This window comes from Candidatus Pelagibacter bacterium nBUS_27, assembly GCF_051200985.1.
In the GTDB taxonomy this organism is placed as follows: domain Bacteria; phylum Pseudomonadota; class Alphaproteobacteria; order Pelagibacterales; family Pelagibacteraceae; genus Pelagibacter.
The window spans coordinates 464931-480204 of sequence record NZ_CP172845.1; the positions used below are offsets into that span (position 1 = coordinate 464931).

Sequence of the window (15274 nt, forward strand, 5' to 3'; positions counted from 1 at the left end):
AAAGCATTTTAAAATGAAAGAATTAAATTTACAAAATTCACAAACAAGACTTCGTGCCAGGTTTTTAAAAAATGGTGTCAAAATGACTGGACCAGAAACAATTTTCTTTTCACATGATACTAAAATTGGAAAGAATGTAATCATCGAACCTTATGTTGTAATAGGAAAAAAAGTAAAGATAGGTAACAACGTTATTATAAAATCATTTTCACATTTAGAGTCTTGTGAGATAGAAAATAAAGTTGAAATTGGACCTTATGCCAGAATTAGGCCAAATACAATTTTAAAAGAAGGTTCTAGGATTGGAAATTTTGTTGAAGTTAAAAAAAGCATTATTGGAAAAAAATCCAAAGTAAATCATTTGTCTTATATTGGAGATAGTGAAATTGGAAAGTCTGTAAATATTGGTGCCGGTACAATTACATGTAATTATGATGGAGTTAAAAAGAACAAAACAATAATTAAAGATAATGTTTTAATTGGTTCAAATTCTTCATTAGTTGCTCCAATAACAATTGATAAACAAAGTATTGTTGGAGCTAGTTCTGTGATTACAAAGAATGTTAAAAAGAGATCTTTAGCATTAACGAGATCAACACAATTAGAAATTAAAAACTATAGAAGAAAATAATATATGTGCGGAATAATAGGTATTTCTAGCAATAAATCTGTATCAAGCAGCATTATTAATTCTCTTAAAAAATTAGAATACAGAGGTTATGACTCTGCTGGTATCGCAACTTTGTCTCAAGGTTTGATTAACGAAGTTAAATCTGAAGGTAGAGTGGAAAATTTAGAAAATAATTTTGATTTAAAAAACCTTTCAGGAAATATAGGTATTGGCCATGTGAGATGGGCAACTCATGGCGTGCCAAACAGTGTTAATGCTCACCCACACTCATCAGAAAATGTTTCGGTAGTCCATAACGGAATAATAGAGAATTCTACATTGCTAAAAAAATATTTATTAAGCAAAGGTCATAAATTTAAATCTCAAACAGATACAGAGGTTATTGTGCATTTAATTACAGAAAATTTAAAAACATCTGAATTAAAAGACGCAATTACAAAAACTTTGAAACAACTGCATGGAAGCTTTGCTTTAGGAATTATATTTAAAGATATGCCTGATTTAATAATTGGAGCAAGAAGAGGCTCTCCTTTAGCTGTTGGATATGGACCTAGTGAAAATTATCTTGGATCAGACTCTTATGCCCTTAAATCTATGACAAACAAAATAACTTACTTAGATGATGGTGAATTTTGTTTTGTAAAAAAAGATGGAGTTCATTTTTTTAATGAAGAGGGAACAAAGATTAACAAAAAAGTTTTAGAACTTTCCTCAGATCAGCAAAATTATGACAAGGGTGATTATAAGCATTTCATGGCTAAAGAAATTGAGGAGCAGCCTCATACTTTGAAAACTGGTATCAAGGAATATTTAGATAACATGAATAATGACATCAATATTTACAATTTCCCATGGAAAATAGATGAAATTAAATCAATCATGCTAATTGGCTGTGGAACAGCATACCATTCCTGTCTGATGGCTAAATATTGGTTTGAAGAATTAACAACTTTAGATGTTAACATTGATATCGCATCGGAGTTTAGATATCGAAAAAATAGATTTAAAAATGATACTTTATATATTTTTGTTTCTCAGTCGGGCGAAACCGCAGATACTTATGCAGCTTTAGACTTATGTAATAAAAATAACATGAAAACATGTGCAGTTGTAAATGTAATTGAAAGCTCAATTGCAAGAGATTCAAATTTTGTATTACCTATTCATTGTGGGCCAGAAATTGGTGTAGCTTCAACAAAAGCGTTTTTGGGTCAAATACTTATTTTATACATTTTATCGTTAAAATTATCATCATTAAGAAATGAAATTGATAACAAAGATTACAAAGAAAAAATTAAAGATCTTAAAAAACTTCCAAACTTAATTGAACAAACATTGTTAATTGATAATGATGTCCAGGCTATTGCATCAACATTTAACGAAGCTAAAGGATCAATGTTTTTAGGAAGAGGTTTCTCTTACCCAATTGCACTAGAAGGTGCGTTAAAACTAAAAGAATTATCTTACGTTCACGCTGAAGGATATCCTGCTGGTGAAATGAAACATGGACCCTTAGCATTAATTGAAGAGGGTATGCCTGTTGTGGTTTTAGCCCCGAGAGATAATTATTATAAAAAAACGATTTCAAATATGCAAGAAGTTGTAGCAAGAGGTGCAAAAGTTTTATTAATTACAAATAAGAGTAAAGATGAAATTGTCTCTGAAAATATTTGGGAAAGTATTGAGGTTGAAACTACAAATGATGATCTACTCCCATTTCTTCTAACTATTCCGCTTCAAAAACTTGCTTATTATTCAGCTCTTAAAAAAGGTTACGATATAGATAAGCCAAGAAATTTAGCAAAATCTGTAACAGTGGAGTAGTCTTTAATAGAGGGTTACTCAATTAAATATGCAGATAATCTATGTTCACGCAACACTTGCCCTTTTAGCGATACCGCTTGGTTTATATATTTTCATAAATAAAAAAGGGACAAAGCATCACAAAATACTTGGCCGTCTCTGGGTGACTGTTTTGATAATCGTTTCTCTAACAGCATTATTCATTCAAATAATTAACCCAGGACAATATTCATTAATCCATCTTTTAATACCATACACCATAGGTTCATTAATTTATTCTATTTGGAACATAAAGAAATTTAAGAAGACTAAAATAGAAAGATATAAAATTAAACACATGCATTCAATGATCGGTGTGTATATTGGAACACTTTTAATTGCTGGCGCATTTACTTTGATGCCTGGAAGATTATTTCATGAGATTATATTTGGTTAAAATTAAAGAAATTAATAAAATTTAACTCTGTAGTCAAAACCAGTCAGTAACAGTTGAATAAAGTCTAAACTCTGTTAAACAATCCTTAGTTGAATATGAAAAATTGGAAAAAAAATAGCTGGAGAAAATATCCTGTAAAACACATTCCTGAATATCCCAATAAAAAGGAATTAGAGACGGTTTTGGATAAAGTTGGAACATTTCCACCATTGGTATTTGCAGGTGAGACAAGGCATTTAAAAGATCAGCTTGCTGATGTAGTGGATGGTAAAGCATTTTTACTTCAAGGAGGAGACTGCGCAGAAAGTTTTGCAGAATTTAATCCAGACAATATTAGAGACACATTTAAACTAATGTTACAAATGTCATTAGTTTTAACTTATTCTGCATCATTACCAGTTGTAAAAGTTGGAAGAATAGCTGGTCAATTTTCAAAACCTAGAAGTTCGCCAGTAGAGTCTAAAGATGGTATGGAGCTTCCAAGTTATTTAGGTGATAATATTAATGGAATGGAATTTAATGAAAAATCAAGAGTTCCTGATCCAAAAAGATTATTTAAAGCTTACTCTCAATCAGCTGCAACATTAAATTTAATTAGAGCTTTTTGCCATGGTGGATTTGCTGATTTACAAAATGTGCACAATTGGAACCTTGGATTTATCAAAAATAGTCCAACGTTAAAGAGATTTAAAGATTTAGAAGATAAAATAGCCGATGCATTAGCATTTATGGATGCATGCGGAATAAACTCTGACTTTAATAGAAGATTAAAGACAGTTAATTTTTGGACTTCACACGAAGCATTGTTATTACCTTTTGAAGAAACAATGACCAGAACAGACTCTACGACCGGAGAAAATCATGACACCTCAGCTCATTTTGTTTGGATTGGAGATAGAACTAGACAACTTGATGGTGGACACGTTGAATTTTGTAGAGGAATTGAAAATCCAATTGGAATTAAATGTGGGCCAACTTTAAAACCAGAAGATTTAATAAATCTTTGTAATAAAATTAATCCAAGTAATGAAAAAGGAAAAATTACTTTAATATCAAGATTTGGTGCAGATAATGTTTCAAAACATTTACCTAAATTAATAAGAGCAATTAAAAAAGAAGGTTTAAATGTAATTTGGTCGTGTGATCCTTGCCATGGTAACACAGTTAAAGCTGCAACAGGATTTAAGACAAGACCTTTTAATAGCGTTTTAAACGAAGTTAAAAATGTATTTGCTTGTCATCAAAGTGAGGGAAGTTATGCGGGTGGGTTGCATATAGAAATGACTGGCCAAAATGTTACTGAATGTATTGGTGGAGCTCAAAAAATATCAGAAAAAGATTTATCATCTAGATATCACACCCATTGCGACCCGAGACTTAATGCAAATCAAGCCTTAGAATTAGCTTTTTTAATTTCTGATGAGATTAAAAAGAATAGCTCATATTCTAAAAATGCAGACAGAGCGGCATCTTAAAACATTGTAAAAGATACCAACTAATAATATTTTAAGATTATGAATGCCTCAGAAAAAGTAAATTTTATATCTAATTGGATAAAAGATTATGCCAATAATATGCCAAGTAAGGCGCAATCATTGGTTATTGGGATCTCTGGTGGGATAGACTCTTCTGTTTCAAGCACCTTAAGTGCAATGACTGGATTAAAAACAATTGTATTATCAATGCCAATTAAACAAGAATCTCAGCAACATGATTTAAGTTTAAAACATCAAGAGTGGCTGGTTAAGAAATTTGATAATGTAGAAGCACACACAGTGAACCTAGATGAATTATTTTCTGCTTTTTCCTCTACTTTATCTCAATTTGATAATGAACATGGAATGGCAAATTCTAGAGCAAGATTAAGAATGACTACTCTTTATCAAGTAGCTGCAGCAAACAAAGGTATAGTTGTTGGCACGGGAAATAAGATAGAGGATTTTGGTGTTGGGTTTTATACAAAGTATGGTGATGGTGGAGTTGATATTTCTCCAATAGCAGATTGTAATAAAACAGAAGTTTGGGAGATAGGAAAAGAACTTGGAATTTTAGAAGAGATAATTGAGGCAGCTCCTACAGATGGACTTTGGGATGATGGCAGAACAGACGAAGGCCAACTTGGTTTAAAATATCATGAATTAGAAGAAGCTATGGATAACCCAAACTCACCTAATAGAGCTAAATACGAAACAATAAGAAAACAAAATTTGCATAAAATGGAGCCCATTCCGGTTTGCAAAATTCCAAATTAATCAAATAGATTCACAAATCTATAAATTAAGTATATTTCTAAAACGATGAATAAAGATATTTTTTTAACAAACAATCTAAGTAATAAGAAAGAAAAATTTGTTCCAATAGATGAAAAAAATATAGGCATGTATGTTTGTGGTCCTACAGTTTATGATGACCCCCATATCGGTAATGCTAGACCTATAGTTATCTTTGATATTCTTTTCAAAATACTCAAGAGTAAATTTTCTTCAGTGACTTATGTAAGAAATATTACAGATGTTGATGATAAAATAATCAAATCATCAAATGATAAGAAAATATCTATCTCAGATTTAACTGAAACTGTAATCAAAAGTTTTGATAAAGATTGTAATTATCTAAATTGTGAAGCACCAACACAACAACCTAAAGCGACAGAACATATAGATTTAATGATTGAAATGATTTCTGAATTAATCAAAAAAGATTTTGCTTATGAAAATAATAAACATGTTTATTTTGAAGTTAAAAAGTTTGAAGACTATGGAAAATTATCCAACAAAAAGTTAGAGGATTTAGTTGCTGGATCAAGAGTTGAAGTAAGTGACAACAAAAAGAACTCTGAGGATTTTGTGTTATGGAAACCTTCTTTAGAAAATGAACCATCTTGGGACTCTCCATGGGGAAAAGGTAGACCAGGTTGGCATTTAGAATGTTCAGCAATGTCTAAGAAATTTCTAGGTAATGAATTTGATATACATGGAGGAGGAATAGATTTAATTTTTCCACATCATGAAAATGAAATAGCTCAATCAAGATGTGCAAATGAAACTAAGGTTTTTGCAAATTATTGGTTGCATAATGCTTTTATCACTATGTCCAATGAAAAAATGGCAAAATCTCAAGGAAATATATTAAAGATAAAAGATTTTAGAAAAAAAGTTAGTGGACAAATTTTAAGATTGGCTTTAATTAGCGCGCACTACAAACAGCCATTGGATTGGAATGATAAACTATTAGAGGATTGTCAAAATACGATTGATAAATGGTATAATGTTTATATGCCGTCAAACAAAGATGTTAATGACGAAATTATCCAACCTTTGTATGACGATATAAATACACCTGGTTATATTGCAAATTTACATAAACTTTATGAAAAAGCTAATAAAGGAAATGATGAAGACAAACAAATATTTAATTCAGCTTGTAACTTCATAGGCTTACTTCAAGAAACCAAAGAGGTGTGGTTAAATTATAAAAAAGATAAAGCAGATATTTTAGAAGAAGAAATTAAAAGCAAGATAGAGCTTAGAAATAAAGCTAGAGCTGATAAAGATTATAAAGAAGCCGATAATATACGAAACTACCTTTTTGATAAAGGTGTTTTAATAGAAGATAAAAATGGTAAAACAATTTGGAAATTTAAATGAGTAAGGAAAAACTATATATTTTTGACACCACGTTAAGAGATGGTGCTCAAACTCAAGGTGTCGACTTTTCAATTGATGATAAAGAAAAAATATCAAATTCACTTGATAACTTAGGAGTTGATTATATTGAGGGTGGTTGGCCAGGAGCCAATCCAACAGATACTGAATTTTTTAATAAAGATCATGGTTTTAAAAATGCTAAATTAACTGCATTTGGTATGACCAAAAAATCAGAGCATAGTGCGGAAAATGACCCAATGTTAGCTTCATTAATTAATTCAAAAAGTTCATCAGTTTGTTTGTTTGGAAAATCTTGGGATTTTCAAGTTGATGTAGCACTTGGAATCACTAATGAAGAAAATTTAGAAAATATTAGCGAAAGTGCAAAACATATAGTTGGCTCAGGTAAAGAATTTATGTTTGATGCTGAACATTTTTTTGATGGATATAAATCAAATCCAGATTACGCATTAAAATGCCTTAAGATAGCGTTTGATCAAGGCGCTAGATGGATTGTTTTGTGTGATACGAATGGTGGAACTCTTCCATACGAAGTATCAAAAATTGTATCAGAAGTTACAAAACATATTCCAGGTGACAATTTAGGTATTCATGCTCATAACGACACTGAAAATGCTGTAGCAAATAGTTTGGCTGCTGTTCAAGCAGGGGTTAGACAAATCCAAGGAACTATCAATGGATTAGGGGAGAGATGTGGTAATGCAAATTTAATGTCTTTAATTCCTTCATTGTTTTTAAAGAAGGATTTTAGTAATAAATTTGAACTTAATATCAAACGAGAAAATTTAAAAAATCTAACTCAATGCTCAAGATTATTGGATGAATTATTAAACAGAAAACCTAACAAACATTTGCCTTATGTGGGAGCTTCTGCCTTTTCACACAAAGGTGGAATGCATGTTTCTGCAGTTCAAAAAAATCCAAAAACTTATGAACATATTGAACCTGAGGAAGTAGGAAACTCAAGAAACATTGTTGTTTCAGACCAAGCTGGTCAATCAAACATAATGTCTAGATTAAAATCTATTGGCATCCAAATCGAAAAAAATGATCCAAAAATTAAAAAACTTTTAAGTGAAGTTAAAGACAGAGAATTTATTGGTTATAGTTATGATGGAGCAGACGCTTCATTTGAATTATTAGCTAGAAGATTGATAGGCGATATCCCGCGATACATATTAATTAATGAGTATGATGTATCAGTTAAAAAAGATATTACTGGTGAAATCATTTCTCACGCTAAAGCTCAATTAGAGGTTGATGGTCAAAAAATATTATGTGAAGGACAGGGTAATGGACCTGTAAATGCACTTGATAATGCGATTAGAAAAAATGTAAATAAGCTTGCTAAATATTCTGAGTATTTAAAAGACTTAAAACTAGTTGATTATAAAGTAAGAATTTTAAATACAGGTACTGAAGCAGTAACTAGAGTTTCAATTGAAAGCACAGACTCTAAAGGTATTAACTGGTTTACCATAGGTGTTTCACCAAACATAATTGATGCATCATTTAAAGCATTGGTTGATAGTTTGGATTATAAATTATTTAAGGATAAGGCTCCAGCTAGCCTATAAGTTTTGATTTATCATAAATAATGTCATCAAATAATATTACTTTTATTTTACATAAGCCTCAGTTATCAGAAAATATTGGTGCATGTGCTAGAGGGATGAAGAACTTTAATTTTCAAAAACTGTCAATTATTGATCCAAAACCTATTTTTCCTAATGATAAAATTTTAGCAACTTCTGTTGGTGCTAAAAATATAGTTAATAAGAGTAAAGTGTTTGATGCCTTAGAGTCTGCACTAAAAGATATAGATTATGTCATTGCAACATCTGCTAGATTTAGAAACAAAAACATTAAACATATTCAATTAGAAGACTTAAAAAAGATTGATTTCACCAAAAAAGTAGCATTTCTTTTTGGATCTGAAGCATCAGGTTTGTCGAATAATGAAGTGAGTTATGCAAATTACACGTTACAAATTCCAACTAATCCTGAATTCAAATCTTTAAATTTATCTCATAGCTTAATTATCATTGCTCAGCATGTCTCAAGCATCATAAAATCTAAGACTTCCAATTTTAAAAAATCCAAAAAGGTTAAAGCTGCCTCAAAAAAAGAGATACATTCAATGACCAATTTATGCATTCAAAACTTAGATGGCATCAATTTCTTCAAACCAAAGGAGAAGAAACCTATTATGCTAGAAAATCTTAGAAATATTTTCTACAGAATGGAATTATCAGCTAAAGAAACGCGCATATTAGCCAGTGTATTCGCTAGTTTGGGTAAAAAACGTTGATTGACAAAATAGCCTGTAAGCTTATAAACCCCATTATCAAATGACAAAAAGATTAAACTCTAAACATAAAGTAGATAGAAGATTAAAAGCCAATCTATGGGGAAGACCAAAGAGTCCTTTTAATAAAAGAGACTACGGACCAGGACAACACGGTCAAGGTAGAAAAGGTAAGCCATCAGATTACGGAACACAGTTGCAAGCTAAGCAAAAATTAAAAGCTTACTATGGTAACATTAACGAGAGACAATTTAGAAATATTTATAAAAAAGCTGTTATGCTTAAAGGTGATACTGGTGAAAATTTAATTGGTTTACTTGAAAGAAGATTGGATGCAGTTATTTACAGAGCAAAATTTGCAACAACAGTTTTTTCTTCAAGACAATTAATTAACCATGGTCACGTACGAGTGAATGGTAAAAAAGTTAATATTGGTAGCTACATAGTTAAAGAAGAAGACTCAATTGAGATCAGAGATAAATCTAAGCAATTAGCAATCATTGATATTGCTTTAGCTAGTAAAGAAAGAGAAACACCAGAATACATTCAAATGGATGAGAAAAACAAAAAAGTTAAATTTGTAAGAGTACCTAAGTTTGAAGAAGTTCCTTATCCAATTGTGATGGAGCCAAACTTAGTAATTGAATATTACTCTAGATAATAATTAATTTTTAGCTTTAAAACTTATACCCTTAGTCTCAAGCAATTTTGCTAATTCACCACTTTCGTACATTTCTTTTACGATATCACAGCCGCCAACAAATTCTTTTTTGATATAAAGTTGTGGGATAGTAGGCCAGTCACTGAAAGTTTTAATTCCCTCTCTAACATTTTGATCTTCTAAAACATTTACACCTTGGAAATTAACTTCAAGAATTTTTAACATATTAGATACAGCCATTGAAAAACCACACTGAGGAGCATCAGGCGTACCTTTCATAAATAAACATACTTCGTTACTATCAATATGAGTTTGAATTAAATTTTTTGTATTATCATCCATTATTGCTCCTTTGTTTTAATTGCTAAGGCATGTAATTCATTTCCCATTTTACCCTTTAGAGAATTATATACCATTTTGTGTTGTTCAATTTTGCTTTTACCTGAAAATTGCGCAGAAGTTACTGTTGCTGAATAATGATTGCCATCACCAGCTAAATCTTGAATTTCAACTGTAGCATCAGCCAAAGCTTCTTTGATTAAACTCTCAATTTCTTTTAAATCCATTGCCATTATTTGCTCATATAATTTGTTAACCAATTTGTATTCGATGTTCTTAATTCGTCAATTGTTACTTTTGTCTTTTCGTTAATAAACATTTGATCCTTATTAATTGTTCCAAGTTCATCATAATGAACTGCATTTTTATTTAAAATATCAGTCACTTTTTTAAGACTATCCTTGTTTACTTCGATCACGTATCTACCTTGATCTTCAGCGAAAAAATATTCAATTTCATTAATTAGATATTTTGGTTTTTTAAGATTAATTCCCTTGTTTCCTTTAATACACATTTTCGCAACTGCAGTAATTATCCCACCAATAGATACATCGTGAGCACTTTTAATATGACCCACATCTATTAACTTTAATAAAGTTTCTCCATTATTTTTTTCATTAAACAGATTGATTTCTGGTGGAGGACCATTTTTTTCATCTAATATGTTTCTTGCAAACAAACTTTGATCAATATGTCCTTCAGTTTTTCCAATTACTAAAACGATATTATCAACCTCTTTAAAATTCATTGTAATCATTTTGTTATAATCTTTGATTAAGCCAACACCACCAATAGATGGGGTAGGTTTGATACCCTCTTCTTTTGTCTGATTGTAAAAAGATACATTTCCTGAAACGACTGGAAATTTTAAATATTCAGCAGCTTCCCCAATTCCTTGAACACATTCAACAAATTCACCCATATTTTCTTCATTTTCAGGGCTACCAAAGTTTAGGCAATTTGTAATAGCAACTGGTTTTGCACCTACAGAAATTAGATTTCTAAAACTTTCACAAACAACTTGTTTTCCTCCAGTTAAAGGATGTGCCCAACAATATACAGCAGATGAATCAACCGATGCTGCAACTGCTTTATCAGTTCCATGAACTCTCACAACACCAGAGTCACCACCTGGTTTTTGTATAGTGTCACCCATAACTGTATGATCGTATTGTTGCCAAATCCATTCTTTACTACAAACATTTGGATTAGATAAAACTTTTTTTAACACATCTATAATTTTTAAATTTTTAAGATCTTCTTTTTTAATTTTATTCTTTTTAGGTAATTTTGCTTTTTTCCATTTACGGTCATACATTGGTGAATTTTCAACTAAAGTATTAACTGGAATATCTGCAACTTGTTCATTATCAAAGAACAGCTCAATCTTTTTAGATTTAGTTGTTTTACCAATTACTGCAAAATCTAAATTCCATTTATCAAATATTTTTTTAGCCTGGTCTTCTTTACCGTTTTCTAAAACGATTAACATTCTCTCTTGGCTTTCAGAGAGCATAATTTCATAAGGTGTCATCTTAGCTTCTCTGCATGGAACTTTATTTAAATTAATTTCAATTCCAAGATTTCCTTTTGAGGCCATTTCAATACTTGACGATGTAAGTCCAGCTGCGCCCATGTCTTGAATTGCTATAATTGAGTCCCCAGCCATTAACTCTAAGCAAGCTTCAAGTAATAGTTTTTCAGTAAATGGATCTCCAACTTGAACAGTTGGCTTTTTTTCCTCTATTTTTTCATCAAAGCTAGCTGATGCCATGCTAGCACCATGAATTCCATCTCGTCCTGTTTTAGACCCTACATAAATTACTGGTTTACCTAGACCTGCTGCTTTTGAGTAGAAAATCTTATCTTTTTTAACCAACCCCAGTGTCATCGCATTAACTAGAATATTACCATTATACGAGCTATCAAAGTTAGTTTGACCTGCTATCGTTGGAACACCCATACAGTTTCCATAACCACCAATACCGTGAACAACCCCTCTAAGTAAATTTTTAGTTTTTTTGTGTTGAGGCGATCCGAAATGAATAGAGTTTAAATTAGCAATAGGACGTGCTCCCATTGTAAATACATCTCTCATAATTCCACCAACTCCAGTTGCTGCTCCTTGATAGGGTTCAATAAAAGAAGGGTGATTGTGGCTTTCAATTTTAAATACAATTGCATCATTATCACCAATATCTACAACTCCTGCATTTTCTCCTGGTCCTTGAATGACTTGTTTTCCTTTGGTTGGAAGTTTTTTTAAGTGAAGTCTCGATGATTTATAAGAACAATGCTCATTCCACATTGCTGAAAAGATACCTAGCTCAGTAATATTTGGTGTTCGCTTAAGTAGCTCACAAATTTTTGCATATTCATCTTTTTTAAGACCATGATCTATAGCAACTTGTTCGTTTACAATCATTTTAGATTATTAATTAAATTATTAAAAAAAAGAGACCCATCTTCACCTGATAGAGAAGGGTCAATCATTCTTTCAGGATGGGGCATCATACCTAAAACATTTTTTTCTTTATTAAATATACCTGCAATATTTTTAATGGATCCATTAGGATTAAATTCATCTTCAGTTTTGCCTTCTTTATCACAGTAATTGATTGCTACTTGTTCATTATCTTCAATTTCTTTTAATTGATCGTTGGTGCAAAAATAGTTTCCCTCATTATGAGCTATATGAAACTCTAAAACTTCACTATCAATGTTTTTAAAGTAAGTGTTTTTTTTATCATTAATTTTAACAAATACATTTTTACAAATAAATTCTAAGTATTTGTTTCTTAATAAAACACCTGGAACCAAACCTGTTTCAACTAAAATTTGAAAACCATTGCAAATACCCATCACCATTCCACCTGAGTTTGCAAAGTTTATCACTGATTTCATTATTTTTGATTTTGATGCCATACTTCCACATCTCAAATAATCTCCATAAGAAAATCCCCCTGGCAAAACAACCAAATCACTTTTTGGCAGCTCAACATCATCATGCCAAACCATCTTATTTTTGAATCCAAATTTTTTTAAAGCAACGTCCATATCTCTGTCACAATTAGAACCAGGAAATGTAATGACAGATGATTTCATTAATTATTGTGCATCAATAATTTTATAATTTTCAATAACTAGATTGGCTAAAAGTTTGTTACACATTTCTTCAACTTTTTCTTTAGCTTTTTTGGGATCACTTTCTTTAGTGTCAATTTCAAAGTACTTACCTTGTCTTACTTCATTGATGTCATTAAATCCCATTCCATCCAAGGTTTGCTGAATAACTTTTCCTTGAGGGTCTAGTACATCTTTTTTAAGCGTAATAATTACGGAAATTTTCATTTACGTTTCCTTTTAACTGAAGATAATTTTGTAACATTTACTGCAGAAACATTTGATTGTTCGTGAAGTATCCCAAGTCTTTTAGCAACCTCAGTATAAGCAGGAATAAGATCACCTAAATTTTTTCTAAATCTGTCTTTATCTAACTTTTTATCAGTAATGCTGTCCCAAAGTCTGCAAGTATCAGGACTAATTTCATCAGCAAGAATAACCTCTTCTTTACCGTTAACCTTTAATCTTCCAAATTCCAATTTAAAATCAATTAGTTTAATCCCAACACCTCTAAACATGCCGATCATAAAGTCATTAATTCTTAAAATCATTTTCTTAACCTTCTCGATTTCCTTTTTAGTAGCCCAATCAAAAGCTAATATATGCTCTTCTGCTATTAATGGATCGCCTAACTTGTCATCTTTTAAGCAATATTCAATTAGAGGCTCTTTTAAAATTGTTCCATCTTCAATTCCTAATCTTTTTGTAATAGATCCTGTTGCAACATTTCTAACAATGAATTCAATTGGAATAATTTCAACCAGTTTAATTACTTGCTCTCTCATATTAAGTCTTTTGACCAGGTGATTTTTAATTCCTATCTGAGATAGATTTGAAAGGATATGTTCTGAAATTCTATTATTTAAAACACCTTTTCCTTCTATGGTAGATTTTTTTTGATTGTTAAATGCGGTAGCGTCGTCTTTAAAATATTGAATAACTAAATTCTTATCATTTGTTGTGTAAATGATTTTAGCTTTACCTTCGTATAGTTTTTTTCCTTTTTTCATTATTTAAAAACTCTTCTAAAGATGAAATTTACATTTTTAAAGTGTTTTGCGTAACTAAATATAGATTTTAGTTTTTTAGGAGTGATTTTGCTCATAATTAACTTATCTGAGCTAATAACATCAAATAAATCTAAATCTTCAGCAAAACATTTTTTAGCATAATTTTGAACCATTCGATAAGATTGCTCTCTACTTAACCCAGACTTTGTTAATTCAAGCATTATTTCTTGTGAGAAAATCAATCCTTTAGTGATATTTAAATTTTCTAACATTTTTTTTGGATAAACAATCATGTTATCTAAAATATTAGTTAATCTGACTAATGCAAAATCAGTTGTAATATTAGCATCGGGTCCAATATTTCTTTCAACACTTGAATGAGAAATATCTCTTTCGTGCCAAAGGGCAATATTTTCTAAAGCAGGAATTACTGCGCTTCTAACCATTCTTGCAAGCCCTGTTAAGTTTTCACTTAATATTGGATTTTTTTTATGTGGCATTGCAGAGGAACCTTTCTGATTTTTTGAAAAGAATTCTTGCATTTCATAAACTTCAGTTCTTTGTAAATGTCTAATTTCAACAGCAACTCTCTCAATTGATCCAGCAATAATACCTAGTACTGAAAAATAAAAAGCATGACGATCTCTTGGTATTACTTGAGTTGAAATTGGCTCAACTTTTAAACCTAATTTTTTGGCAACATGTTTTTCAACATTGGGATTAATGTTGGCAAAAGTTCCAACAGCACCAGATATTGCACATGTTGATACTTCATCTATTGCATCAACTAATCTTCTTCTATTTCTCTTAAATTCTTCGTAAAACGAGGCCAATTTTAAACCAAATGTAACCGGCTCAGCATGAATACCGTGACTTCTACCCATGCATGGTGTGAATTTGTATTTCTTCGCCTGTTTTTTAAGAGCTTTTAAAATTTGATCTAAGTCTTTTAGGATTATCTTTCCAGACTGAACCATTTGAATGTTAAAACTGGTGTCCAATACATCTGATGAAGTCATTCCTTGGTGTAAGTATCTAGCTTTAATTCCAGCTCTTTCAGTAACAGAAGTTAAAAAGGCTATAACATCATGTTTAACTTCAGACTCAATTTTGTGAATTCTGCTTACATTTATTTTAGCTTTTTTTCTAACAACTGAAGCAACTCCTTTTGGAATTTGACCAAGTTTTTCCATTGCTTCAGCAGCTGCAACTTCGACATCTAGCCAAATTTTATATTTATTTTCTTCTGACCAAATGTCAGTTAATTCTTTTCGAGAGTATCTTTTAATCATTAA

At 30.9% G+C, this 15274-nt stretch carries 16 protein-coding genes; 9 read left to right on the forward strand and 7 right to left on the reverse strand.

All coding sequences use genetic code 11. The annotated features are described in order from the left end of the window. Positions 1–13: 13 nt before the first annotated feature. From ACIJYG_RS02480 to rpsD, 9 genes are all read left to right on the forward strand, one after another. Positions 14–631, forward strand: a complete 618-nt coding sequence (locus tag ACIJYG_RS02480; RefSeq protein ID WP_435098192.1) for a DapH/DapD/GlmU-related protein — start codon at positions 14–16, stop codon at positions 629–631. 3 nt (positions 632–634) lie between these two features. Next, positions 635–2455 (forward strand): glutamine--fructose-6-phosphate transaminase (isomerizing), encoded by a 1821-nt coding sequence (glmS, locus tag ACIJYG_RS02485; RefSeq protein ID WP_435098194.1) that lies wholly within the window; start codon positions 635–637, stop codon positions 2453–2455. Positions 2456–2483: 28 nt separating this feature from the next. Next, a complete protein-coding gene (locus ACIJYG_RS02490) occupies positions 2484–2870 on the forward strand; it encodes a DUF2306 domain-containing protein (RefSeq protein WP_435098197.1) in 387 nt (128 codons plus the stop codon). Positions 2871–2965: 95 nt separating this feature from the next. Then, positions 2966–4345, forward strand: a complete 1380-nt coding sequence (locus ACIJYG_RS02495; protein ID WP_435098200.1) for a class II 3-deoxy-7-phosphoheptulonate synthase — start codon at positions 2966–2968, stop codon at positions 4343–4345. 39 nt (positions 4346–4384) lie between these two features. Further along, the gene (gene nadE / locus ACIJYG_RS02500) at positions 4385–5122 is read left to right on the forward strand and encodes an NAD(+) synthase (protein WP_435098203.1); all 738 of its coding nucleotides are present in this window, start codon (positions 4385–4387) and stop codon (positions 5120–5122) included. 45 nt (positions 5123–5167) lie between these two features. Continuing rightward, complete coding sequence (gene cysS / locus ACIJYG_RS02505; RefSeq protein WP_435098206.1) at positions 5168–6517, forward strand: cysteine--tRNA ligase; 1350 nt, start codon at positions 5168–5170, stop codon at positions 6515–6517. Next, complete coding sequence (gene cimA, locus ACIJYG_RS02510) at positions 6514–8115, forward strand: citramalate synthase (protein ID WP_435098209.1); 1602 nt, start codon at positions 6514–6516, stop codon at positions 8113–8115. The genes cysS and cimA overlap by 4 nt, the downstream gene beginning before the upstream one ends. 20 nt (positions 8116–8135) lie before the next feature. Beyond that, complete coding sequence (locus ACIJYG_RS02515; protein ID WP_435098212.1) at positions 8136–8849, forward strand: RNA methyltransferase; 714 nt, start codon at positions 8136–8138, stop codon at positions 8847–8849. Between the two features lie 40 nt (positions 8850–8889). After that, the gene (rpsD, locus tag ACIJYG_RS02520; RefSeq protein ID WP_435098215.1) at positions 8890–9507 is read left to right on the forward strand and encodes a 30S ribosomal protein S4; all 618 of its coding nucleotides are present in this window, start codon (positions 8890–8892) and stop codon (positions 9505–9507) included. A gap of 3 nt (positions 9508–9510) precedes the next feature. Here rpsD and grxD read toward each other — a convergent pair whose 3' ends face one another. From grxD to purB, 7 genes are read right to left on the reverse strand one after another with little or no spacing between them, the layout of a single operon-like run. After that, positions 9511–9849 carry a Grx4 family monothiol glutaredoxin gene (gene grxD / locus ACIJYG_RS02525; protein ID WP_435086857.1) on the reverse strand — a complete coding sequence of 113 codons (339 nt, stop codon included), beginning with the start codon at positions 9847–9849 and terminating at the stop codon, positions 9511–9513. Beyond that, positions 9849–10079, reverse strand: a complete 231-nt coding sequence (locus ACIJYG_RS02530) for a BolA/IbaG family iron-sulfur metabolism protein (RefSeq protein WP_435091018.1) — start codon at positions 10077–10079, stop codon at positions 9849–9851. Before ACIJYG_RS02530 ends, grxD begins: the two co-directional genes overlap by 1 nt. Continuing rightward, a complete protein-coding gene (gene purL, locus ACIJYG_RS02535) occupies positions 10079–12271 on the reverse strand; it encodes a phosphoribosylformylglycinamidine synthase subunit PurL (protein ID WP_435098218.1) in 2193 nt (730 codons plus the stop codon). Before purL ends, ACIJYG_RS02530 begins: the two co-directional genes overlap by 1 nt. Further along, positions 12268–12951 carry a phosphoribosylformylglycinamidine synthase I gene (purQ, locus tag ACIJYG_RS02540; RefSeq protein WP_435098221.1) on the reverse strand — a complete coding sequence of 228 codons (684 nt, stop codon included), beginning with the start codon at positions 12949–12951 and terminating at the stop codon, positions 12268–12270. The genes purL and purQ overlap by 4 nt, the downstream gene beginning before the upstream one ends. 3 nt (positions 12952–12954) lie before the next feature. After that, positions 12955–13197 carry a phosphoribosylformylglycinamidine synthase subunit PurS gene (purS, locus tag ACIJYG_RS02545; protein ID WP_435098224.1) on the reverse strand — a complete coding sequence of 81 codons (243 nt, stop codon included), beginning with the start codon at positions 13195–13197 and terminating at the stop codon, positions 12955–12957. Continuing rightward, the gene (purC, locus tag ACIJYG_RS02550) at positions 13194–13979 is read right to left on the reverse strand and encodes a phosphoribosylaminoimidazolesuccinocarboxamide synthase (protein ID WP_435088920.1); all 786 of its coding nucleotides are present in this window, start codon (positions 13977–13979) and stop codon (positions 13194–13196) included. Before purC ends, purS begins: the two co-directional genes overlap by 4 nt. Further along, a complete protein-coding gene (gene purB / locus ACIJYG_RS02555; RefSeq protein ID WP_435098227.1) occupies positions 13979–15271 on the reverse strand; it encodes an adenylosuccinate lyase in 1293 nt (430 codons plus the stop codon). Before purB ends, purC begins: the two co-directional genes overlap by 1 nt. Positions 15272–15274 lie beyond the last annotated feature (3 nt).

Coding starts and splice junctions, on each gene's coding strand:
- ACIJYG_RS02530 (WP_435091018.1), bottom strand. CDS start 10,079: ATGGCAATGGATTTAAAAGAAATTGAGAGTTTAATCAAAGAAGCTTTG.
- nadE (WP_435098203.1), top strand. CDS start 4,385: ATGAATGCCTCAGAAAAAGTAAATTTTATATCTAATTGGATAAAAGAT.
- purL (WP_435098218.1), bottom strand. CDS start 12,271: ATGATTGTAAACGAACAAGTTGCTATAGATCATGGTCTTAAAAAAGAT.
- rpsD (WP_435098215.1), top strand. CDS start 8,890: ATGACAAAAAGATTAAACTCTAAACATAAAGTAGATAGAAGATTAAAA.
- ACIJYG_RS02515 (WP_435098212.1), top strand. CDS start 8,136: ATGTCATCAAATAATATTACTTTTATTTTACATAAGCCTCAGTTATCA.
- purQ (WP_435098221.1), bottom strand. CDS start 12,951: ATGAAATCATCTGTCATTACATTTCCTGGTTCTAATTGTGACAGAGAT.
- purC (WP_435088920.1), bottom strand. CDS start 13,979: ATGAAAAAAGGAAAAAAACTATACGAAGGTAAAGCTAAAATCATTTAC.
- ACIJYG_RS02490 (WP_435098197.1), top strand. CDS start 2,484: ATGCAGATAATCTATGTTCACGCAACACTTGCCCTTTTAGCGATACCG.
- glmS (WP_435098194.1), top strand. CDS start 635: ATGTGCGGAATAATAGGTATTTCTAGCAATAAATCTGTATCAAGCAGC.
- ACIJYG_RS02480 (WP_435098192.1), top strand. CDS start 14: ATGAAAGAATTAAATTTACAAAATTCACAAACAAGACTTCGTGCCAGG.
- cysS (WP_435098206.1), top strand. CDS start 5,168: ATGAATAAAGATATTTTTTTAACAAACAATCTAAGTAATAAGAAAGAA.
- grxD (WP_435086857.1), bottom strand. CDS start 9,849: ATGGATGATAATACAAAAAATTTAATTCAAACTCATATTGATAGTAAC.
- cimA (WP_435098209.1), top strand. CDS start 6,514: ATGAGTAAGGAAAAACTATATATTTTTGACACCACGTTAAGAGATGGT.
- ACIJYG_RS02495 (WP_435098200.1), top strand. CDS start 2,966: ATGAAAAATTGGAAAAAAAATAGCTGGAGAAAATATCCTGTAAAACAC.
- purS (WP_435098224.1), bottom strand. CDS start 13,197: ATGAAAATTTCCGTAATTATTACGCTTAAAAAAGATGTACTAGACCCT.
- purB (WP_435098227.1), bottom strand. CDS start 15,271: ATGATTAAAAGATACTCTCGAAAAGAATTAACTGACATTTGGTCAGAA.